At 76.3% G+C, this 21,253-nt stretch carries 15 protein-coding genes and 1 pseudogene; 7 read left to right on the forward strand and 9 right to left on the reverse strand.

Annotation, left to right across the window (positions count from 1 at the left end; translation table 11 throughout):
• The 6 genes and pseudogenes from AB0L34_RS24175 to AB0L34_RS24200 all read right to left on the reverse strand — a co-directional run.
• Positions 1–3,188 (reverse strand): annotated as a pseudogene (locus AB0L34_RS24175) (hypothetical protein); the annotation flags it as partial.
• Positions 3,188–5,824 carry a hypothetical protein gene (locus AB0L34_RS24180; protein WP_363706782.1) on the reverse strand — a complete coding sequence of 879 codons (2,637 nt, stop codon included), beginning with the start codon at positions 5,822–5,824 and terminating at the stop codon, positions 3,188–3,190. The pseudogene AB0L34_RS24175 and the gene AB0L34_RS24180, both read right to left, overlap by 1 nt.
• A 13-nt stretch (positions 5,825–5,837) precedes the next feature.
• Positions 5,838–9,155 carry a DUF6603 domain-containing protein gene (locus AB0L34_RS24185; RefSeq protein WP_363706784.1) on the reverse strand — a complete coding sequence of 1,106 codons (3,318 nt, stop codon included), beginning with the start codon at positions 9,153–9,155 and terminating at the stop codon, positions 5,838–5,840.
• Positions 9,155–10,861, reverse strand: coding sequence for a M14 family zinc carboxypeptidase (locus tag AB0L34_RS24190; RefSeq protein ID WP_363706786.1), 1,707 nt, complete (start codon positions 10,859–10,861; stop codon positions 9,155–9,157). The genes AB0L34_RS24185 and AB0L34_RS24190 overlap by 1 nt, the downstream gene beginning before the upstream one ends.
• Position 10,862: 1 nt before the next feature.
• Positions 10,863–11,147: a hypothetical protein gene (locus AB0L34_RS24195; RefSeq protein WP_363706788.1), complete on the reverse strand. Its 285-nt coding sequence runs from the start codon at positions 11,145–11,147 to the stop codon at positions 10,863–10,865.
• Positions 11,148–11,321: 174 nt separating this feature from the next.
• A complete protein-coding gene (locus AB0L34_RS24200) occupies positions 11,322–12,326 on the reverse strand; it encodes a WYL domain-containing protein (RefSeq protein ID WP_363706790.1) in 1,005 nt (334 codons plus the stop codon).
• Positions 12,327–12,370: 44 nt separating this feature from the next.
• Between AB0L34_RS24200 and AB0L34_RS24205 the strand changes: the two genes are divergently transcribed.
• Together AB0L34_RS24205 and AB0L34_RS24210 are read left to right on the forward strand one after the other, a co-directional pair.
• A complete protein-coding gene (locus AB0L34_RS24205) occupies positions 12,371–12,850 on the forward strand; it encodes a hypothetical protein (protein WP_363706791.1) in 480 nt (159 codons plus the stop codon).
• On the forward strand, positions 12,850–13,311 hold the full coding sequence (locus tag AB0L34_RS24210) for a hypothetical protein (protein ID WP_363706793.1): 462 nt from the start codon (positions 12,850–12,852) through the stop codon (positions 13,309–13,311). Before AB0L34_RS24205 ends, AB0L34_RS24210 begins: the two co-directional genes overlap by 1 nt.
• Positions 13,312–13,326: 15 nt before the next feature.
• On the opposite strand, the gene AB0L34_RS24215 is transcribed toward AB0L34_RS24210, so the two are convergent.
• Positions 13,327–13,980, reverse strand: a complete 654-nt coding sequence (locus AB0L34_RS24215) for a flavin reductase family protein (RefSeq protein ID WP_363706795.1) — start codon at positions 13,978–13,980, stop codon at positions 13,327–13,329.
• A 115-nt stretch (positions 13,981–14,095) separates the two neighbouring features.
• The gene (locus AB0L34_RS24220) at positions 14,096–14,758 is read right to left on the reverse strand and encodes a TetR/AcrR family transcriptional regulator (protein WP_363706797.1); all 663 of its coding nucleotides are present in this window, start codon (positions 14,756–14,758) and stop codon (positions 14,096–14,098) included.
• Positions 14,759–14,871: 113 nt separating this feature from the next.
• On the opposite strand from AB0L34_RS24220, the gene AB0L34_RS24225 reads away from it, so the two are divergent.
• From AB0L34_RS24225 to AB0L34_RS24235, 3 genes are read left to right on the forward strand one after another with little or no spacing between them, the layout of a single operon-like run.
• Positions 14,872–16,356 carry an NAD(P)/FAD-dependent oxidoreductase gene (locus AB0L34_RS24225; protein ID WP_363706799.1) on the forward strand — a complete coding sequence of 495 codons (1,485 nt, stop codon included), beginning with the start codon at positions 14,872–14,874 and terminating at the stop codon, positions 16,354–16,356.
• Positions 16,349–17,275, forward strand: coding sequence for an SDR family oxidoreductase (locus AB0L34_RS24230; RefSeq protein ID WP_363706801.1), 927 nt, complete (start codon positions 16,349–16,351; stop codon positions 17,273–17,275). The genes AB0L34_RS24225 and AB0L34_RS24230 overlap by 8 nt, the downstream gene beginning before the upstream one ends.
• Entirely contained in the window at positions 17,272–18,213 is a 942-nt protein-coding gene (locus AB0L34_RS24235) for an alpha/beta fold hydrolase (RefSeq protein ID WP_363706803.1), read from the forward strand. Before AB0L34_RS24230 ends, AB0L34_RS24235 begins: the two co-directional genes overlap by 4 nt.
• A 133-nt stretch (positions 18,214–18,346) precedes the next feature.
• Here the strand turns inward: AB0L34_RS24235 and AB0L34_RS24240 are convergent, their stop codons facing one another.
• Entirely contained in the window at positions 18,347–18,919 is a 573-nt protein-coding gene (locus AB0L34_RS24240; protein WP_363706805.1) for a TetR/AcrR family transcriptional regulator, read from the reverse strand.
• Positions 18,920–19,028: 109 nt separating this feature from the next.
• On the opposite strand from AB0L34_RS24240, the gene AB0L34_RS24245 reads away from it, so the two are divergent.
• Both AB0L34_RS24245 and AB0L34_RS24250 read left to right on the forward strand, forming a co-directional pair.
• Entirely contained in the window at positions 19,029–20,588 is a 1,560-nt protein-coding gene (locus tag AB0L34_RS24245) for an MFS transporter (RefSeq protein WP_363706807.1), read from the forward strand.
• 108 nt (positions 20,589–20,696) lie between these two features.
• Positions 20,697–21,253, forward strand: a 557-nt coding sequence (locus AB0L34_RS24250; RefSeq protein ID WP_363706809.1) for a CapA family protein, incomplete at its 3' end; no start/stop codon positions are given.

Raw genomic sequence — 21,253 nt, forward strand, 5'->3', positions numbered from 1 at the left:
CCCGGGGTCGCCCTCCCCGGGCCGGCCGGCGCGGTGTCGGCGGCGGCGTCGAGCCGCGCGTCGAGCAGCACCCGCACCCGGACGGCCTGCGCCACCAGCCGCCGCTGCGCGGCCTCCGCGCCCGACGCCTCCGTCGGCGCCGGGTCGGGGGCGAGGCCCCAGGCGCGGGCGGCGGTGACCAGGCGGGCCAGCACCGCCGGGTCGGCGCCGCCGATGCCCCCGTCGCCCGCGGTCAGCGCCAGCTCGGCGGCGAGCCGGGCGGCCAGGGCCGCCGCCGTGTCCCGGACCCGGGCGTAGCGGGCCAGCAGGTCGGCGTGCGCGGCGGCGGGCGGGTCGGCGGAGTCCGGCCGCTCGGCCGTCGCGTCCGGGTCGGCCGGGTGGCGGCCGATCAGGGCGACCAGCCGCGCGGCGGCCTCGTAGCGGGCGGCGCCGTCGCCGCCGGTCAGCGTGGCCGCGGCCGGCTCCGCGCCGAGCGCGGCGGCACCGGCGGCGACGGCGAGGCGCTCCAGGTCGGTGCGCGCCAGGGCCAGCGCGTCCGCCGGCCCGAGCCCCAACGCGTCGAGGGTGACGGTGGCGACGAGCCCACCGGCGGCGACCTCGAACGTCCAGTCGGGGCCGACCTGGGTGGCCAGGAACGCGGCGGTCGCCGGGTCGGCCAGGGCCGCCGGGGCGAGGGTGGCCCGGTCGGTCGGGTCGGCCGGCAGTGCCGCGTCGGCGACGTGCGGCAGGACGACGACCACGCCGGTGCCCACCGCCCGCCCCTCGCGGGGGGTGCGCAGCAGCCCCAGCCGCGGCGGACGGGTCAACCCGGCGGCGGCGTCGAGCGCCGCCCCGGCCACCTCGGCCCGGCCCTCGGTGACGTGGTGCACGGCCTCGGCGACCAGCAGGTCCCCGTAGGCGTCCATGGCGACGCGCAGCCGGTCCAGGCCGGCCAGGCGGTCCGGGTCCAGCCCGAGGTCGCCCGGCGGGGCGGTCAGCACGGCCAGCCCGTCGCAGACCCGCCGACCGGCGTGCTCGGTGCGGACGGGGAAGTCCCGGCGCAGCCGCTCCACGTCGGCCGGCGTGCCCACCACCCGCTCCACCTCGCGGCCGAGGGCCTCGGCCAGGTGCGCGCCGACCCGGACGTGTTCGGCGATCCGGTCGGCGTCGCGGACCGACCGGGACGTGAGGTCCAGGTCCCAGCGGGGCGACGGGTCGCTGACCGCCCGGTCCCGCAGCACCGTGGCGGCGAGACCCTGCCCGGCCGACGGCGCGTGGATCAGACCGGCGGCCGTGGGCCCGGGGGCGCCCGGCCGGGGCCGGTCCACCCAGCCGTACGCCCCGAGCCGGGGCTTGGCCGCCTGCTGTTCCACCAGGTCGTGCAGCCGCCGGGTGGGCGGCCCCAGCAGCCACGGGTCGACCCGGTACGCGGCGGTGTCCACGGTGGCGCGCAGCAGCCGTTCCAACCGGGGCGGCTCGATCTCGCCGAGCGCGAGCAGCCCGTCGACCACCCGCTCGTAGGCGCGGGCCTGCGGGGTGGGCCCGTGCAGCGCGGCGGTGGGGGTGTCGGCGATCCAGCCCTGGAGCCGGCCGGCGGTGGCGGCGTCCCGGGCCACCGGCTCCGGGCCGGGCGGGGCCTCGCCGGCCAGCGCCCGCCCCACGTCGCCGATCGCCACCTGCAACGACCGGACGGCGAGCCGCAGCAGCAGGCTGTCCAGCGGGTACTCCCTGAGCAGTTCCTTCTCCAGGGTCGCGCGGTTCGCGTACGCCCACGGCTGCTCCTCCGCGACCTCCACCAGCCGCTTCAGCACGTCGGCGACGCCGGTGCCGGCGGGCAGGCCGTCCGGCGTCACGAGCGGGATCTCCAGCCGGCGGGGCGCGCCCGTGGCCCCGTAGCGGCGGTGCGGCGCCAGACCCAGCCGCTCGGCGTCGGGGTGCCGGCGCCGCCAGGCGGCGTCCAGGTCGGACCAGGACGCGCCGTAGCCGAGCAGGAGCAGCACCAGCCACCACAGCTCCAGCGGCCAGGCCCGGCGGTGCCGGAACAGCGGCGAGGTCGGCACCTGAGCGATCAGGTCGAGCAGCTCCTCGGTGGACGCCCCGACCACTGTGCCCCGCTGCTCGGCGGCGGCGGCGTACTCGGCGCGCAGGTGGGACAGCGGCTCGACCAGGCCCGCCTCGACCGGCGGGTCCTTCGGCTCGGGCACCCACCGGCGCAGCACCGTGGCCGGCAGCAGCCCGTATGGCTGGGGGCCGACGCGCAGCGTCGGGAACGGCCCCTCGGGCAGCAACGCGCCGGGCGCCCACTCGGCGGCGGCGCCGGTCGGCAGCGCCCACACGTCCGCCCCGGCGAAACCCCACAGCGCCGGCCAGAGCCCGGCCACCGCCGCGCCCGCCCAGCGCCGGTGCGGCTCGGACGTGCCGGGCAGGGCGCCGAGCAGCCCCGGGTCGCCGGTGAGCGTGGCGGAGACCAGCCGGTCGGTGTCGGTGGGCGCACCGGTGAGCACCCCCCACCAGGCCGCCGGGTCCCCGGTGACGGGCGCGGCGGGCGCGCCGTCCACCGTGTTCGTCGCCGAGCCGGGGGCCAGCAGGGACAGCCGCCCCTCGTCGCGGTGGCTGCCGAACAGCGCGCCCGGGTCGCCGTCGCCGAGACCGGTGACGTAGAGCGCGTCGATGTCGGACGGGTCGCCGTCCAGCGGCACCTTCCCGGCCAGGCCCGCCTCGACGGCCTCGTCCCAGTTCTCCCACCACCGCCGGTCCGCCGGGGCGTCCGGGTCGGGGAAGTCGACCGCGAGCCGGCCCCGGTCGACGGTGAGGGTCAACACCTGCGCCGGCGGGCCGCCGCCGCGGGCCAGCCAGACGTGCAGCGTGTCCGGGAACTCCTCGATCCGGGGGAAGGCCGGCTCGGTGCGCAGCTCGTCCGCGCCGACCGGCCGCAGCGCGGTGGTGCCGTCGGGGGCGGTGACGGCCAGCGTCCGGACCAGCCAGACCGCCCGTGCCCCGCCGACGTGGACGGTCAGCTCGCGCCAGGCGACCTCGCCGCCCCCGGCGTCGAGATAACGCCGCACCGCGTCGACCTCGCCCGGCGACACCCGCGGGTCGTGCCGGGCGAACCAGGGCTCGTCCGGCACCACCAGCAGGCGCAGCAGGCCGGGGGAGAACCGGGTCTCGATCCGCACCGGCAGCAGCACGCCGACGACTGGTTCCGCCATCACGGTCCTTCCGGGTCGAGGTGGTCGCCGCGGATGAGCACCCGCACCGGGCGGGCGAAGCTGCTCCGCGCCCAGGTCTCCGGCACCGGGGAGGTCGAGGCGTCGTTGGCGAAGCGGTAGCCGGCCGGGGGTTCCTCGAAGACCAGCCAGTGCCGCAGCACGTCCGCCGGGTCGAACCCCTGGAAGCCGAAGAAGGTCACGTCGGTGCCGATGCGCCCCTGGAAGCTGGGCAGCACCCGGACCGCCCCGGCCGGCGGGTCCTGTCCGAAGTCGACCGTGCCGGCGTGCTCGGCGGTGACCAGATACACCACGGTGGCCGGATAGCGGAGGAACAGTCGCCCCTTGATCACCACGACCAGGTCCCGGCCCGAGGCGCCGGCCGGGCGGTGCGCCGGGGTGCCCAGGCCGCTGTCGTCCGGCCAGTTCCCGATGCCGGTGATGTCGTCGACGCGGGCGCCGGTGCCGGTGTCGGCCCTGCTCCAGAACACCCGCAGCGGGGTGCAGCCGGTGGCCACCGGGATGTTGCGCCACCGCAGCTCGCCGAGGAGTTGGGTGTTCAGGCCGGTCAGCAGGGCGTCGACGAAGCGGGGGTTGGTCTCCACCGCGATCACCGAGTTCTCCGGCAGCGCGCCCACCCCGGGCAGCAGCCACTCGTCGAAGGCGTCGCGCAGGTCGGCCCAGACCGGTCGGTCCAGCCCGACGCAGACCTCCGGCGGGGCGAGCGGCTGCGCCGGGTCCAGACCGTCGATGGTGGACAGCACCCGTACCCGGGCGGCGGCGCCGGGGCCGGTCGGGTCGAACGCGGCGGCCACCCCGGCGGCCAGAGCGTCCAGGTCGACCGGGCGGCACGGCGGTTCCACCGGCTCCGGCTCGGCCAGCCCGTCCAGCAGCGCCGGCAGGTCGTCCTCGCCGGCCGGCTTCGGCCAGCGTTCCAGCAGCTCCTGCAGGGCGGCGGCGAGTCGCTCCAGCTCCCGCTCGGCGCGGTCGTCGACGGTCGCGGCGGCGGCCAGCAGGGCGAGGGCCTCGGCCCACGGCGCCGGTGACCCGGCGTGCGCCGCCCGGGCGAGCCGCTCCGCCACCGCGTGCGCCAGGTCGCGCAGCTTCGGGTGGGCGGCCTCGGCCAACTCCTTCGCCCGCCCGGCGGCGGCGTGCAGGTCCACCTCCCCGGTCTCCGCCGCCCGACGTCGACGTTCCTCCAGGTCGTCAAGGTCGATGCCGAGGTCGTCCAGCGGGAGTCCGTCGGCGCCCGGGCGCGGCGGGCGCGGGCACCGGTTGGCGGCCTTGAGCACCTCGCCCGCCGGCACCGCGCCGGCGGCGGTAAGCGCGGTGCGCGCCGGCCCGGCGCGCAGGATCCGCCGGGCCGCGCCGGAGAACAGCCCCGCCGGCAGCGGCCGGTCCGCGGCGGTGGCGAGCGCGGCCACCGTCCCGTCCGGGGTGACCACGCGGCCCAGCGCCGGCCCGAGCAGCCAGAGCCGCTCGTACGCGTCGGCGGGCGTCCGCCGCCGCCACAGCCCGCCCGCGGCGTGCAGGCCGAGCACCAGGTCCCGGATCCGCTGCCGTGCCTCGGCGAGCGCGCCCTGGTGGGCGCGGGCCTCGGCGGCCAGTTCCTCCTGGAGGCGGATGCCCAGCTCCAGCCCGAGCCCGGCCACCCCCCGGTCCCGGGGGTCGGTGTTCAGGCTGCCGCCCCAGGTGGTCTCCTCCGGGGCACCGGCCCGCCACGCCTCGCCGTAGCGGGGCAGCCCGACGATCGGCCGGCCCCGGTCGTCCCGCGCCGGGGTGCGCAGCGCGTCCAGGTCGTCGTGGACCTCGCCGGGCAGCGCCGCGTCGGTGCCGCCGAGCGGGGCGAGCGCGCCGCGTACCGCCAGGTCGCCGGCGGTGGGCACCCGAGGGTAGTCCAGCGGCGCCCGGCCGGTCTCCGGCTCGGCGGCGCCGGGGCGCAGCGCGGCGGCCAGGTCCTCGAAGCTTCCCGCCGGGGTGGCGGTGCGGAACCGCCAGGTGTCGTAGCAGGGCACGGTGGCCGGACCGGTGCCCGTCCACCGCGGCTGCCCCGCCGGGTCGTACGCCGGCACCAGCGCCGCGACGTAGTCGGTGCCCGGGGTGAGGGGCCGACCGGAAAGCAGCCGGGCGATCCGCCTCCCGGCGCTGTCCACCTGCAGGTGCGCCCACCGGTACGCCGTCGCGCCGGTGCCCAGCGGGTGCAGCGCCTGCACGGCCGGGCTGAGCGTCACCTGGTCCCCGGCGAGGGTCAGCTCGTCGCCGTCCAGCCCGACGACCAGCACCAGCCAGGGATGCTGCGCGCCGGTGCCGGCGGCCGGGCGGGGCGCCGGGGTGTACCGCCACGGCAGGGTCGCGTCGGCGAACTCCACGTGCGGGCAGCGGTCCGACTCGTGGTCGACGGCGCCGGGCGTCGGGTAGCGGCGGGTTATCGCCCCGGGGGCGAGGCGGACCACGTCGGCCGGGCCGGCGAGCAGGAACCGTACCGTGCCGGTGGCGGCCGTGGTGGTCGCGCCGGCGGCGTCGGTGCCGGTGAGGGTGACGGCCGTCTCGACCCGGGGCCGCCCGTCCTGCACGCCGGTGGCCAGCGCGGCGATCCGCTCCCGCGACCATCCGTGGAAGGTGAGCTGTTCGTCGGCCATCCTCGCCGCCCCTCTAGAAGCTCATCGCCGGCACGGGGTCGGTCGCCGCGACGGCGGCCCCGGCGCCGCCCACGGTGGCCAGCTGGTGCGCCTGCGCCTGGGACAGCCCGGTGGTCACCGCGCCCCCGGCGCCGTGCACGGCCCAGGTCTCGTCCCGCACGCCCATCGCCGGGGTGACCGGGTCGCGTTCGGGCCGACCGGTGCGGCCGGCCGTCGCGGCGAGCAGCCACCGGGGCAACGCGAGGGCGGTGAGCAGCACCGGCGGCGCCGGCAGCCGGATCTGCTTGACGGTGACGGTGAGCAGCGTGGACGGCCCGGCGTCGGCGCCCTCGCCGCCCAGGCGGACGCCGGCGGTGAGCCGTTCGAAGGCGCGCCGGTTCAGCGCGTCGGCGTCGGTGAGGTCGGCGAAGCCGCCCGGCGCGAACCAGTCGACCTCGGTGCCGGTGACCTGCGGGCCGGTGGCGGTGACCGTCTCCGGCCGGGTCAGCGGCGCGCCCTCGAAGCGTTGCAGCAGCAGGTCCAACGGGGCGCGTTCCTGGGTCCAGACGGCCTGGCCCAGCGGCGAGACCACGGGCAGCGCGGCGGTGCGGGCCGGCTCGACGACCACGGCGGCGTCGGTCGCGCCGGTGCTGCGCAGGTTGGCCGGGTCGGCGAGTTCCCCGGCGAGCTCGGCCACGGCCGAGGCGACCGGCGTGACGGCCGGCGGCGTGGAGGAGCCGAGGGTGATGGTCTCCTCGAAGGTGATCTCGAAGAACAGGATCTCCAGGGTGACCCTGCCGTGGAAGACCACCGGGCCGGGGCCGGAGATGCTGCCCGTGAGGTCCAGCCCGGCCAGGGTGCGGCTGCGCCAGCGCACCCGCACCGAGGCGTGGATGGCGAAGTCGAAGTGGAACGGCTGGAACCGGATCAGCGCGTCGAAGCCGAGGAAGCCCCGGATGTTGAACGGCCCCAGGTTGACGATGACCTCGACGGCCGCGCCGAACTGCAGCGTGTTCGTGGTGACCGCGAAGTAGCCCTCGAAGCGGAAGTAGAGCAGGTCGTCGGGCTCGCCGCGGGTCATCGCGATCCGGGTCAGGCTGGCGGGGAAGACCAGGGGCGCCGGGTTGTACGCCGGGTGGAAGCCGCCGACGGTCAGCACCACGTACGGCTCGGCGCCGTAGCTGAGCCGGAACGCCGCGCCGCCGGTCAGTTCGAGGATCTCCAGCAGGTGGCTGTCGATCAGGACCGCGTCGAAGGCGACCAGTTGCTGCGCGAAGTCGACCACGCCCAGGATGTCCAGCCGGATCTGGAGGTAGGGCCGACCGCCCGACGGGTTCTCGATGCCCGCGCGCGCCGATCCGAGGATCACGATCTTGCGCGGGCCGGGCAGCTCGATGAACACGCCGATGTCGAAGCGGACCAGCTCCGCCCAGGACAGTTGCAGCGTCGGCCCGACCACGATCACGCCGGGCGTGGGCGGGAAGACCGCGGCCAGGTCGGCCAGGAGCACCGGGGCGTTGCGGACCGGGTCCTCCGGGGCCAGGATCCGCCCGACGGTGCCGGAGGCCATCCGGGCACGCAGCGCGTCCACGTCGGTCTGCCGGTTCAGCGCGAGCAGCCCGCCGACGGAGGAGAGTGCGAAGCCGAAGCCGAGCTGGATCGGCGGGAAGCTGGCCCGCAGCAGGATCAGCAGCGCGTAGCCGGGCGCGCCGCCGGGCAGCCGGGTGTCGAGCAGGCCGACCGCCTCCACCCCGACCACGCCGAGCTTGAGCGCGAGGACGCCCGAGTAGCGGCCGGCCGGCTCGTCGAAGCCGATGAAGCCGCCGCCGGTGACCGGCCCGGCGTTCACGACCATGCCGAGCCCGGTGGGCGGCAGGAAGCGGAAGGTCAGGTCGACCGGGCCGAGGTTGCCGTCGCGGACGGCCAGGTCGGCGCCGACGCCGATGCCGGCCACGCTCGCCGCGAACGGCCCGAGGTCGATGCCGCCGGTGAGGCGGACCTCCAGGGTGATGCCGGCCGCGCCGGGGCGCAGGGCCAGGTCGAGCCGGTCCAGGCGCAGCGGGCCCAGGCGCACCGCCAGGGGTACGGCGAGCACCAGGCCGGCGCCGCCGCGCAGGGTCAGCCCGTCCACCGGGTCCCAGTGCAGCCCGAGGTCGAAGTCGACCTCCAGGGTGGCCGGCAGCACGCTGGACAGGAAGCCGTCGGCGCCGCCGAAGGCGATCACCAGGCGGCCCGCGGCGACCTCGGCGTCGACGATCAGCCGGGCGCTCACCCCGCCCCCGTCGGCGGTGAACGCGGCGCCGACGGCGGCCCGGACGGCGGTGGCCGTGAGCCGGGTGCCGTCGGCCTCGCCGAAGAGCACCATCGGCCCGGGGCCGGCGGGCAGCCGCTCCACCGACACGGTCAGCTCCCCGGCGACCCCGGGAGCGGGGGCCTGCGGGCGCAGCGTGGCGGGCGGTTCGACGCGCAGGGCGGCGCCGAGGTCGAGGCTGCCCTGGCCACGCAGGCGTACCGCCCAGGCGTCGCCGATCGGCAGGGGGATGTCCAGCCCGCCGAAGTCGAACACGTCGAGGGTCAGCTCCAGCGGGGTGGGCGTGCCCGGGGGCAGTCCCGCCACGGCGTGCAGCCGGAACAGGAACGCGGCCAGCTCGGGCCGGCCGCCGGGCCCGGCCAGCACCACCGCCGGCACACCGACGGCGGTCAGCCAGTCGCGCAGCCGGGCGAGCAGCAGCGCGGCGTCCAGGGTGGGCTCGCCCCAGCCGTACACCTGGCGCAGCGCGGCGGCCGGGTCGTCGAGCAGCACCCCGAGCCGGTCCAGTCGGAGCCCGCGCCGCAGGTAGGCGGGCCGGTCCCCGTCGGCGGGCACGGCGACGTTGTCGACCAGCCCGAACAGGGCGAGGGCGCGGCCGAGCGCCGGCCGACGGTCCAGCAGGTAGCTGGCGGCGGTCCAGTCGACCAGGCGTCGCGGCAGGTCGGCGAGGATCGCGGCCAACGGTGTGCTGACCGCACCGCCCCCGGCGTACGCGGACTGCACCGCGCCGGCCAGGGCCCGGACGGCGTCGACGGCGTCGACGATCAGCGGCAGCAGGTCGCCCAGGGCGGCGGCGACCGCGGCGCTGTCGTCGTCGGCGATCGCGTCGACCAGCGCGGTGACCGCCGGCGGGAGGGCGGCCAGGGCGGTGCCGGCGGCGCCGGCGGCGGCGACCACCCCGGGCGCGCCCGCGACCGGGCCGGGCAGCGGCAGGCCCAGCTCGGCGAAGAGGTCGACCAGTTGCCCGGCGGCCAGCCGCTCGGTGACCGGGTCGAAGAGCCGGGCCAGTTCGACGGCGAGCTGCTCGGCGGTCCCGGCCATCAGTGCCCACCCCCCGTCCCGGTGCCGCCGCGCCGCCCGCCCGGCGGCGGCTCGGCGGTGCGACCGGCCCGCTCCGGCGGTGACCCGGCGGCGGATGCGGTCCAGCCCGGGGGTGATCCGCCGGCGGATGCGCTCCGACTCGGCGTGGGTGCCCGCTCGGGCCCGAGGAGCAGGCGCAGGGCGGCGACGAGCGGTCGGATCAGCCCGACCCGCACGGCCGTGCGCGCCCGGCGGTGCCGCCGCAGCAGCCGGGCCACGGCCGGGCTGAAGCTGTAGTAGACCCGGTCCAGCGCGTCGGCGGCCCGCGCGCCGCGCGGCGTGGCCCGCAGCCGCTCGTCGCGCAGGTGCCGCAGGTAGCGCACGTCGGGATGGCCGGGGTGCCCCAGCGCGGCGGTGGCGATGAGGCAGCCGCCCCCGCCTCCCCCGGAGGCGGGCAGCGGGGACCTCGCCGCGACCCTGAGCAGTGCCGTCACCGCCGCGTGGATCTCACGGTTGATCTTGCGAAAGTGGCCGGGCGGGTTGGCGTAGTTGCAGTGGAAGCCCTGCTCCTCGGCGTGTCCCGTCTCGAGGGTGTACGCGAAGATCGGCTGCCGGTTCGGCAGCGCGAACTGCCGGCTGCACGCGTAGTCGTCGCTGCACCCGGAGTTCGGCCCGCCGCCGACCGGAAGGTAGAGGAACGCGCTCTGCCCGACCGTGTATTCGGAGTGGGCGCGCTGGGTCGTGGAGACGGGAGCGGCGGGATCCACCCCGGCCGACCGGAGGATCTCGTCGTGCATCGCCGTGGCGATCATCCGTGCCCGCGAGCGGATCCGGTGCGGCGGGTCGTCGGGGAGATATTCCTTGTAGTCGGTCCGGCCCGCTGGCAGCGCCGGATCCCCGGCGATCAGCCCGTCCCGGGTCCCGGCGAAGGCGGGCGCCCGCCAGTTCATCGCCGGATCGTCGCCGTCCTCCTCCAGCCCCCAGGAGTAGAGGATGTTGCGGCCGAACATGTGCACGTCCGCGTAGTAGTGGATCGGCAGGGTGTCCAGCAGGGACTCCAGGTGGCGGGTCTCCACCTCGGAATGCGCCGACGGGCCGCGGTAGGTGTCGTCGGCCGGCGACGTGGAGGCCGGGTCGGAGCCGTACCGGGCGCGGTAGAGCGCCACGTCGTAGTAGTCCTCGAAACGCCAGATGATGTCGAAGTTGCGGTTCAGGTCGACGCCGATCTCACCGCCCGCCTGCGGGCTGCGGTTCTTGCGCCAGCCCGGCTCGCTGAGGTGGGTCAGGTCGTGCTCCCGCCCGTCGGGGTTGAGCAGCGGCAGGATGTAGAGGTCGAGCTTCGTGACGATGTCGTTGACGTCGGCCGCCGGGATCCGCCAGGCGCGGTAGCGGACCGGGGCGCCGACCAGCGGGGTGACGGTCATCGCCGGAAAGACGATGTCGGTGCCCGACGTGTACGACACCAGCAGGTTGCGGGCGAGGGTGACCAGCGCGTCGGGCGGCGCCCACTCGCGGGCGTGTACCCCGCCGACGACCAGCGCCGCCGGCCGGTTCGGGCCGCTGCCGTTGGCGATCCTGACGTAGCTGTGCGTCCGATCCCTGGCCGTCTTCGTCGGGAAGACCGTCCGGGTGCACAGCGCGGGGAAGCTCGCGGCGAGGTCGGCGAGCGCGTCCTCGATCTCCTGCGCGCGCAGCGGCGCGGTGATGTCCGGATACGGCGGGGGCACCTCAGCGCTCCCCGGTGCTCTCCGGCGGGGCCGACGCCTCCGGTGGCGGGGCGAGGTGCTGCGCGACCTCGGCATGGAAGTCGTCGAACTGGCCGGACGACATCATCACCCGCACCTGGGCGCCGCGCGCCTCCAGCTCGGGGATCAGCTCCTCCGGCGCGTACGCCGAGATGCGGTAGCGGTCCGCGCCCAGTGACGCGGCGCTCGGGTCGATCAGGTCGAGCCCGGCCATGCCGCGCAGCCCGCGCAGCACCTCGGCCGTGCCCTCGATCTGGATGAGCCCCACGATCGCCTCCCGGGCCTGCTGACGCGGCGGCCGAAGCCTTCCCCTGCCCACTCAACGACTCCACCGACCGGCAGGCAATACGCCGAGTGGTCGAAGGATCGCCGCAGGGTGTCGGATTGCCGTCGCGGCGGGCCCCTCGCCGGGCCGTTGTCAGGCCGCCGGACGGTCGGAAGGTCAGGAGGGCGACGACACCTCGGGCACGGGGCGCGGGGCGTAGAGGGCGGCGAGGTCGGCGGCGGTGGCGGCGAGCCGCTCGCGCAGCGCGGCCGGGGCCAGCACCTCCACGTCCGCGCCGAGCCGCAGCAGGTCGCCGTGCGCGTGGGTGAGCGACTCGATCGGGATGACGGCCGTCACCCAGCCGGCCTCGTCGGGTGGCCCGGCGGTGGCGTCCACGGACGCCACCACCAGCTCGCTTCCGATCTCCCCGAGCCGCTCCCGGCCCCGTGCGGAGAGCCGGACCGTGGCGTCGTCGCGGTGCAGGTGGGCCCGGAACCGCACCACGTGCGCCCGCCACCAGGCGGGCAGGTCGAACCCGGCCGGCCGGGCGAACCCCTCGTCCAGCGTGGTCAGCGACAGGACCTGGTTGACGCGGTAGGTGGCCGGCTCGTCCCGGCCGCGTCGGGCGGCGACCGCGTACCACCGGCCGCCCTTGAGGACCAGCCCGTAGGGCTCCAGCACCCGGTCGACCTCCCCGGCCCAGCTGCGGTAGCGCACCGCGATCCGCCGCTGCCGCCAGACCGCCTCGGCCACCTCCGGCAGGTGCGGCGAGGCGTCGCCGTCGGCGTACCAGTTGGGGGTGTCCAGGTGGAACCGTTCCTGGATCCGCGCGGCCCGGTCGGCCAGCTCGGGCGGGAGCGCGGCGTGCAGCTTGAGCTGGAGCGCGGCCACCGCCGCCCCGTAACCCAGCTCCGCGGCGGGCCCGGGCAGGCCGGCGAGGAAGAGTCGCTCCGCCTCCTGCGCGGTCAGCCCGGTCAGCCGCGTACGCCAGCCCTCGACGAGCTGGTAGCCGCCGGCGTGCCCCGCCTCGCCGTAGAGCGGGATGCCGGCCGCGTGCAGCGACTCGACGTCCCGGTAGACGGTGCGGGTGGACACCTCCAGCCGCTCGGCGAGCTGCGCCGCGGTCATTCGCCCGTGAGCCTGGAGCAGCATCAGCAGGGAGAGGAGTCGACTGGCCCGCACTCCGCTGACACTAGCTGTCAGTGAAGTGTCCGTACCGTCCCGGCATGGCATTTCGCGACAAGGAACTGCGGGTGCCGGGACCTCTCACGGTCGCCGGCCGTCAACTCAAGCGCTACCACGTCGACCAACCGGAACGGCGGATCGAGCCGGAGGTGGAACGGGCCGCGTACGCGGTGCTGCCCCGCCTGCTGCCGGCCCGCGACGGCGACGACACCCCGTCGGCGGGCTGGGTGGTGCTGCACCGGGGCGCCGACACGGGGGCGTACCTGCTGGCGTACAGCTGGGTCTGGGACAACGTGGTCGAGGTGCGCGTCGCGGCGGCCGGCCAGCCCGCCCTGGACTGCCCGGACGACGACCCCACCCGCTTCGTCGACCTAACCCGCCCGTGGGCGGGCTGCGTCTGGGAGCTGGGCGTGCTGGAACACGAGCGGGCCGCCTGGGCCCGGCACGTGCTGGCGCCGGAGCGCCCGGACCTCGCCGGCTGGCTCGCCGACACCCGCGCCGAGGGGCCGGTGGGCCGCTGATGGGTGACTTCGACTTCCTCGTCGGCACCTGGGACGTGGCCAACCGGCGCCTGCGCGAGCGGCACGTCGGCAGCGACGACTGGGACGAGTTTCCCGGCGTCTCCGTGGCCGGCAGTTTCTTCGGCGGCGCCGGCAGCTTCGACGAGATCACCTTTCCCACCCGGGGCTTCTCCGGGGCCACCGTGCGGATCCTCGACCCGGCCGCCGGCACCTGGTCGATCTACTGGCTGAACAGCCGGCACGGGGTGCTGGAGCTGCCGCCGGTGGTGGGCCGGTTCACCGGCGGCGTCGGCACGTTCTTCGCCGACGACGTCGACGAGGGCCGGCCGATCCGGTGCCGGTTCGTCTGGTCGGGGGTCACCGCGACCTCCTGCCGCTGGGAGCAGGCGTTCTCCACCGACGGCGGGCGCACCTGGGAGATTAACTGGACGATGGACTTCACCCGGAGGCCGGGCGGCTGACCGGGCCCGGCGGGCTCAACCGGCGGCGACGCCGAGCCGGTGGGGCATCTCCCAGCCCGCGGCGAGCCGGGACGGGTGCACGTTGTGCCCGCCGCCGAAGAACTCGCAGAACTTCATGATCAGCGGGTCCCAGCGCAGCGGGTCCACGTGGCTCGTCCCGGGGATGACCAGTTCCTCCTCGACGTACGCGCGCAGCACCTCGACCTGGAAGGCGGTGGCCCGTACGCCGGCCCCGGCGAAGGGGTGGGCCGCGATCACCCGGCACTCCAGCTGGACCGGGCACTCCGCGACCCGGGGTGCCCGGACCAGCTCCGAGGGCTGCGCGGTCAGCCCGGCCACGGCGAACTTGTCCGGCTCGTACCGGTAGCCCTGGCGCAGCTTGTGCGCCGGCACGTCCGGCCGGCCCGTGGTGAGCGCGATCCGGTCGACCGCGTCGACCATCGCCGAGGACGGCAGGTTGAGCACGCACTCGCGTTCGCGCAGCAGGTTGGCGGTGGTCCGGCCGCTGTCGCCGAGCCCGAGCATGGCGTGCTGCCCCAGCCACCACGCCGACGACATCGGCGCGAGATTCGCCGTGCCGTCCGGGTTGCGCGAGCTGACCAGGACCACCGGAGTTCCGAAGTAGAGCACCTTCAGACCGGGAACCACGTGCACACTTCCGCCTTTCATCGTGGGCGGGACCACGGCGGCGGCCCCGCCCACGACTCTGCGCCCGCCATCCGGCCGATGCTGGCGGCAATCGGACGTCGCGCTCGACCACCTGGGCGGAAGCCGCCCGGCGGGGTCAGGTCGGCGGGGGAGCGGTGGTGCGGTAGATCGCGGCCAGCCAGACGTCGAGCAGCACGTCGACCACGTCCCGCTCGGCCACGGCCGGCCCGTCGCCGGCGAACGTGGCGTACCAGACGCGCTCGTTCATCGAGTTGAGCGCGATGGCCAGGTCGCGGGCCGGCACGCCGTCGGGGGCCGCGCCGCGGCGGCGCTCGGCCTCGATCGCGGTCTCGATCGCCTGCACCCAGCGTTCCAGCACGCTCGCCCACAGCCGGCGCACCTCGGCGTTGGTGCCGCGCACCTGCGCGCAGGCCAGCACCACCGCCCGGTGGGCGCCGAACGTCTCGTGGAACCGGTCGATCAGCTCCCGCCACCGTGCCCGCGGATCCTCGGCCAGCCGCTCCAGCACGTCGCCGGCCGCGGCGTCGGCCTCCTCGGTGACCCGGTCCAGCAGCGTCAGCAGCACCGCGTCCTTGGAGGGGAAATAGAAGTAGAAGGTGGGCCGGGAGATGCCCGCGCCCCGCGCCAGGTCGTCGACGGAGACGTCGGCGACGGCCCGCTGCCGCAGCAGCCGCTCGGCGGTGGCCAGGATGGCCGACTCGCGTTCGTCCCCCGCCGACCGCGCCCCGCGACGTCCGCGCGCGGTGGCGCTCCCGGCTGCCGTACGGGCGGGCGTCATGGCCGCTGACTCTACACCGGATCGACACGGTGTCGACGGGACTCGACAGGGTGTTGACTGGCGTCGACGGCCGTGGCTAGTGTCCGGTGTCACATCCGCGGACGGGAGACGAGATGGCCACGGACCACGTCGACGTGCTCGTCGTCGGTGCCGGCCTGTCCGGCGTCGGCGCCGCCTGCCACCTGCGCCGCCACTGTCCGGACAAGACGTACGCGGTGCTGGAGGCCCGCGACGCGATCGGCGGCACCTGGGACCTGTTCCGCTACCCCGGCGTCCGCTCCGACTCCGACATGTTCACCCTCGGCTACTCGTTCCGGCCGTGGACGGACCCGAAGGCCATCGCCGACGGCGACGCCATCCGCGACTACGTCCGCCGGACCGCGCAGGAGCACGGCGTCACCGACCACATCCGCTTCCGGCACCGCGTCGTGCGCGCCGAGTGGGACAGCGGGCGGGCCCGCTGGACGGTGCACGCCCACCGCGACGACACCGCCGAGACGGTCGAGCTGACCTGCTCGTTCCTGTTCACCTGCTCGGGCTACTACCGCTACGACGCCGGCTACGCCCCGCAGTTCCCCGGCACCGAGCGGTACGCGGGGCGGATCGTGCACCCGCAGCACTGGCCCGAGGACCTCGACCACGCCGGCAAGCGGGTGGTGGTGATCGGCAGCGGCGCCACGGCGGTGACCCTGGTGCCCGCGCTGGCCGAGCGCGCCGCCCACGTGACCATGCTCCAGCGCTCACCCACGTACGTCATGGCGCTGCCCTCGCGCGACGTCGTCGCCGACGCGCTGCGGCGCTGGCTGCCGGCGAAGGCCGCGTATCCGGTGGTGCGCTGGAAGAACGTCCTGCTCGCCACCGCCAACTTCCAGCTCAGCCGGCGCGCCCCCGCCCTGGTGAGGAAGCTGCTGCTGCGCGCCGCCCGGGGCCGGCTGCCGGCCGGCTACGACGTCGACCGGCACTTCTCGCCCCGCTACGACCCGTGGGACCAGCGGCTGTGCGTGGTTCCCGACGGCGACCTGTTCACCGCGGTGACGAGGGGCCGGGCGTCGGTGGTCACCGACACCGTCGACACCTTCACCGAGCGGGGCGTCCGGCTCTCCTCCGGCGCGGAGCTGGCGGCCGACGTCGTGGTCACCGCCACCGGGCTCAACCTGCTCGCCCTCGGCGGCATGACCCTGGCCGTGGACGGCGTCGAGGTCGACCTGGCCGGCACCGTCGCCTACAAGGGCATGATGCTCTCCGGGGTGCCGAACTTCGCGATGACCATCGGCTACACCAACGCCTCGTGGACGCTCAAGGCCGACCTGGTGGCCACCTACGTCTGCCGGCTGCTGCGGCACCTGGACCGCACCGGCCAGCAGGTCGTCACCCCGCTGCCGCCCCCCGACGGCGAGTTGCGGCCCATAATCGACCTGACGGCCGGGTACGTGCTGCGCAGCGTCGACGCCCTGCCGAAGCAGGGCGACCGGGCGCCGTGGCGGCTGTACCAGAACTACCCCCGGGACGTGCTGCTGATGCGGCACGGCCGACTCACCGACTCCGGCGTGCGGTTCTCCCCCGCCGGCACACCGGAAAGGAGGACCGTCCGTGCGTAGGTTCGTCTTCACGGGCGGCACGGCAGTCGTCACGGGCGCCGCCAGCGGGATCGGCGAGGCCCTCGCCCACGGGCTGGCCCGCCGGGGCAGCGACCTGGTGCTGCTCGACCGCGACGCCGGGCGGCTCGACGCCGTGGCCGCGGCCGTGCGCGCCGCGCACCCCGACCGGCAGGTCACCACCTACCTGGTCGACCTGGCGGACGCCGCCGCGACGGCGCGGGTGGCCGAGGAGGTCCGGCAGCGGCATCCGGCGATCCGGCTGCTGGTCAACAACGCCGGGGTGGCGCTGGGCGGCCGGTTCGACCAGGTGACCCTCGACGAGTTCAGCTGGGTCGTCGACGTCAACTTCCGGGCCGTGGTGCAGCTGACCCACGCCCTGCTGTCCACGCTGCGGGCGGAGCCCGGCGCGCACCTGGTCAACGTCTCCAGCATCTTCGGGGTCATCGCCCCGGCCGGGCAGGCCGCCTACTCGGCCAGCAAGTTCGCCGTCCGCGGCTTCACGGAGGCGCTGCGCCACGAGCTGGCCGACGACGGGATCGGGGTGACCTCCGTGCACCCGGGCGGCATCCGCACCCGGATCGCGCAGAACGCCCGGGTGGGCAGCGGCGTCTCCGCCGAGGAGTTCGAGACGGGCCGCCGGCAGTTCGAGCGGCTGCTCACCATCGACCCCGCCAAGGCCGCCGAGATGATCCTGCGCGGGGTGGAACGCCGCCGGGGCCGGGTGCTGATCGGCTGGTCGGCGAAGCTGCCCGACCTGCTGGCCCGGGTGGCGCCGGCGTCGTACCACCGGGTCCTGGCCTTCGGGCTCGACCGGGTGGCGGGCGGTTCCGCACGCCGCGCCACGGCCACGCCGCCCGTCCCGGCGCAACGGCGACCCGAGGCGGCCCCCGTGGCCGACCCGGCCGGGGAGCCGGCGTGACCGCCCCGGCCGCGCGCCGGCCCCGGCACGTCACCGTCGACGGCCGGCGGGTGTGCCACCGCGTCGACGGCGACGGGCCCCCGGTGGTGCTGCTGCACGGCATCGGCCGCTCCCTGCGCGACTTCACCGAGCTGCACGAGCTGCTCGCCGACCGGTTCCGGGTGCACAGCGTCGACCTGCCCGGCTACGGCGGCTCGCTGCCGATGGCGCAGCCCTGCACCCTGCCGGCGCTGGCCGGGTTCGTCGGCCGCTACCTCGACGCCGTCGGCGTCGACCAACCCGCGCACGTGGTCGGCAACTCCCTCGGCGGCGCGATCGCCATGCGCCTCGCGGCGTCCGAGCCGGCCAGGGTGGCCAGCCTGACGCTGGTCAACAGCGCCGGCTTCGGCCGGGAGGTGACCATCGCGCTGCGCCTGCTCGCGCTGCGCCCGCTGGGCCGGCTGCTGCTGCGGCCCCGCCGGTGGTCCGCCCGTCGCGCCGAGCTGTCCCTGTTCCACGACCCGGCCTTCGCCACCGCCGAGCGCGTCGCGTACGCCCTGGAGGTCGCCCGCCTGCCGTACACGGCCCGGGTGATGCTGGAGACCGCCCACCACCTCGGCACGTTCCGGGGCGTGAGCGCGCAGTGGCGGGAGGAGTTGCTGTCGGAGGTGGAGCGGCTGGACATCCCCACCTTCGTCGTCTGGGGCGACCGGGATCTGATCCTCCCGGCGTCGCATCTCGCCGCCGCCCGGGCGCGGCTGCCCAGGGCCCGCACCCACCTGTTCCGGGACTGCGGGCACATGCCGCAGATCGAGTGCGCCGAGGAGTTCCACCGCCTGCTCGTCGACTTCTGGTCCACGGCGGGAACGGAGGCCGCCGTGGCGGCCGGCGACCACGCCCCGCCCGGGGGCGCTGTCCCGCCCGCCAGGGACCGGCAGGCGGTCGCGGAGGCGGGCTGACGGCCCGGCCCGGGGCGGACAGGCCCGCCCGTCCCGGGCGCCTCGACGACGTCGTGGTGCAGGCCGTCCGCCGCCAAGGCGGGCGTGCTCGGCCACCTGGTGCCGGCGGGAACCGGTGCGGCGGTGGTCCGGCTCACAGGTCTGCGAGCGGCCCTTCCTGGCGGCTGAGGGCCAGCAGCAGTTGCCGCGTGCGTCGCAGTTCCTCGGGATCGGTGCCGCCCTCGTACAGGCCCGCGGTCGCCACCCCGTCCGCGGCGCGGACGATGAGCAGGGCTCGTTGCGGGTGCAGCCCGTCGGCGTCGAACGCCTCGTTCCAGCGTTGCTTGTCGCGTTGCAGCACCTCGGCGACGCCGGGGACGGTGGACAGGGTGGCGGCCAGCACGACCTGCTCGGGGGCACTGGTTCCGTCGATCAGGTCGTCGAAGGTGGCGTTGACGTAGCCGCGCACCAGGCGCCCGGGAGCGTGGTCCCGCGGGTCGACCGCCGCGTGCACCGCGGCGGCGAACTGCTCGGCGAGGTCCTCGGCCAGGGCGAGGAGCAACTGGTCGCGGGAGCGGAAGTGATGCAGCAGGCCGCCCTTGGAGACCCCGGCCTGCCGGGCGATTGCGTCCACGCTGGCGCCGGACCCGTGCGTGCCGACGACCTTCGCCGCGGCGTCCAGCACCACCCTGCGGGTCCTGGCCGTGTCGCGTTCTCGACCTCGCACCACGTCTCCCTGCTCGTCCCGGCGGCGAACCGGTCGTCGCCGCTGTGCCGATCCTACGAGCCGCCCATTCGGTTTGCTCAGCAGACCAAATGGTCGGTAACGTGGGGACATGACGTCCGCCATGCCCTCGCCGCCGGTCGGCACCACTCCCACCGGGCAGGCAACACCCGCGCGCCCGGCCCGCGCCGGAGCCCGGCAGTGGGCCGCGCTGGCGGCGCTGACCCTGGCGGTGACCCTCCTGGCCGTCGACGGCACCGTGCTGGCGCTGGCGATGCCGGCCCTGACCGCCGACCTGGGCGCCACCTCTGCCGAGGTGCTGTGGATCGGTGACGTCTACTCCTTCGCCCTGGCCGGCCTGCTGATCAGCGCGGGCACCCTGGCCGACCGCATCGGCCGCAAGCGGCTGCTGCTGTTCGGGGTCACCGGTTTCGGCGCCGCCTCGCTGCTGGCGGCCTTTGCGCCGACCGCGGGCTGGCTGATCGCCGCCCGCGTCCTGCTCGGCGTGGCGGGCGCGACGTTGATGCCCTCGACCCTGTCGCTCGTGCGCAACCTGTTCACCGACCCGGCCCAGCGCACCCGCGCCATCGCGGTGTGGTCGGCCGGCGCCGCCGGTGGCGCGGCCCTGGGCCCGCTGGTCGGCGGCGCCCTGCTGGAGCACTACTGGTGGGGGTCGGTGTTCGTCATCAACCTGCCGATCATGCTGTTGGTGCTGGTCAGCGTCGCGCGGCTGGTGCCCGAGTCGCGCAACCCCGACCCCGGACGCTTCGACCTGCTCGGCGCCGCGCTGTCGGTCGCCGCGATCGTGCCGCCGGTGTGGGCGGTCAAGCACATCGCCAAGACCGGCGTCGACCCGGCCGGCCTGCTCGCCGCCGCGCTCGGCGTGGGCGCCGCCGTGGTGTTCGTGCGCCGCCAGCGCACCCTGCGCACGCCGCTGGTGGACGTCACCCTCTTCGCCCGGCGCGCGTTCACCGGCACCGTCCTCGCCTCGCTGGTCGCGATCTTCGCCTTCAGCGGGCTGCTGTTCTTCTTCTCGCAGTACCTGCAGCTGGTCCGCGGCTACTCGCCCCTGCAGGCCGGGCTACGGGAGCTGCCCGCCACCCTGGCCTCCATCGCCGTGGCCGTCGTCGCCGTCCGCGTCATCACCCGGCTCGGCGTGGGCCGCGCCCTCGCCGCCTCCCTGCTGGTGACCGCGGCGGGGCTGGGGGTGCTGGCAGTGGCCGAGGGCGCCACCGGATACAGCGGCCTGGCCGTGGGGCTGGTCGTGGTCGGGCTGGGCATCGGGATCGCGTTCACCGCCTCCACCGACGCGATCCTGAGCACGGTGCCCCACGAACGCGCCGGCGCCGCCTCGGCGATCTCGGAGATGTCCTACGAGCTGGGCGTCGCGCTGGGCATCGCCCTGCTCGGCACCCTGCACACCGTGCTGTACCGCGCCGGCCTGCCCGACCTGTCCGCACTCGGCGACTCGACCCGCGAGGCCGTCACCGAGTCGCTGGCCGCCGGCACGCCGGCGCTGGTCGGCGCCGGCGAGCAGGGCAGCCTGATCCTGGCCGCCGCCCGCGACGCCTTCGCCCACGGCATGCAGATCACCTCGCTCGTCGCCGCGGCCCTGCTCGTCCTGGCCGCCCTGACCGCGTGGAAGATCATCCCCACCGGCCGACGCTCCTGAGTCCCGCGACACCGGCTGCTCAGGTACCGGTGAGGAACGTCCGCCGCCGGCCGCCGATCGCGGGCCGGTGGCAGGTGAGTGCAGGGCCCGGCGGGGAAGGCGGGTGGGATGCCCGACGTGACCCTCTTCCTCGGCGGCGACGTGATGACCGGCCGGGGCGTGGACGCGATCCTGCCCGCACCGGGCCCGCCCGAGCTGCGCGAACCCGCCGTCCGGGACGCGCGCGGCTACGTCGGCCTGGCCGAGGCCGCCAGCGGCCCGCTGCCGCGCCCGGCGCCACCGGCCTGGCCGTGGGGCGAGGCGCTCGACCTGCTCGACGCGCTCCGGCCGGACGCGCGGGTGGTCAACCTGGAGACCGCGGTGACCGGCCGGGGCGCACACGATCCGGCCAAGGCGATCCACTACCGGATGCACCCGGCGAACCTGCCCTGCCTCGCCGCGGCCCGGCTCGACGTCTGCGCGCTGGCCAACAACCACACCCTCGACTTCGGCGAGGTCGGCCTCACCGACACCCTCGACGCGCTGGCCGGCACGGGCATCGCCACCGCCGGCGCGGGCCGGGACGAGGCGTCGGCCTGGGCGCCCGCCCGGGTGCCGCTCGCCGCGGGCCGCCGCCTGCTGGTCTGGTCGGTGGCCGCCCCGTCCAGCGGCGTGCCCCCGCCCTG

Source organism: Micromonospora sp. NPDC052213 (assembly GCF_040679695.1).
GTDB lineage: Bacteria > Actinomycetota > Actinomycetes > Mycobacteriales > Micromonosporaceae > Micromonospora.

Coding starts and splice junctions, on each gene's coding strand:
- AB0L34_RS24225 (WP_363706799.1), top strand. CDS start 14,872: ATGGCCACGGACCACGTCGACGTGCTCGTCGTCGGTGCCGGCCTGTCC.
- AB0L34_RS24210 (WP_363706793.1), top strand. CDS start 12,850: ATGGGTGACTTCGACTTCCTCGTCGGCACCTGGGACGTGGCCAACCGG.
- AB0L34_RS24245 (WP_363706807.1), top strand. CDS start 19,029: ATGACGTCCGCCATGCCCTCGCCGCCGGTCGGCACCACTCCCACCGGG.
- AB0L34_RS24220 (WP_363706797.1), bottom strand. CDS start 14,758: ATGACGCCCGCCCGTACGGCAGCCGGGAGCGCCACCGCGCGCGGACGT.
- AB0L34_RS24180 (WP_363706782.1), bottom strand. CDS start 5,824: ATGGCCGACGAACAGCTCACCTTCCACGGATGGTCGCGGGAGCGGATC.
- AB0L34_RS24185 (WP_363706784.1), bottom strand. CDS start 9,155: ATGGCCGGGACCGCCGAGCAGCTCGCCGTCGAACTGGCCCGGCTCTTC.
- AB0L34_RS24205 (WP_363706791.1), top strand. CDS start 12,371: ATGGCATTTCGCGACAAGGAACTGCGGGTGCCGGGACCTCTCACGGTC.
- AB0L34_RS24215 (WP_363706795.1), bottom strand. CDS start 13,980: ATGAAAGGCGGAAGTGTGCACGTGGTTCCCGGTCTGAAGGTGCTCTAC.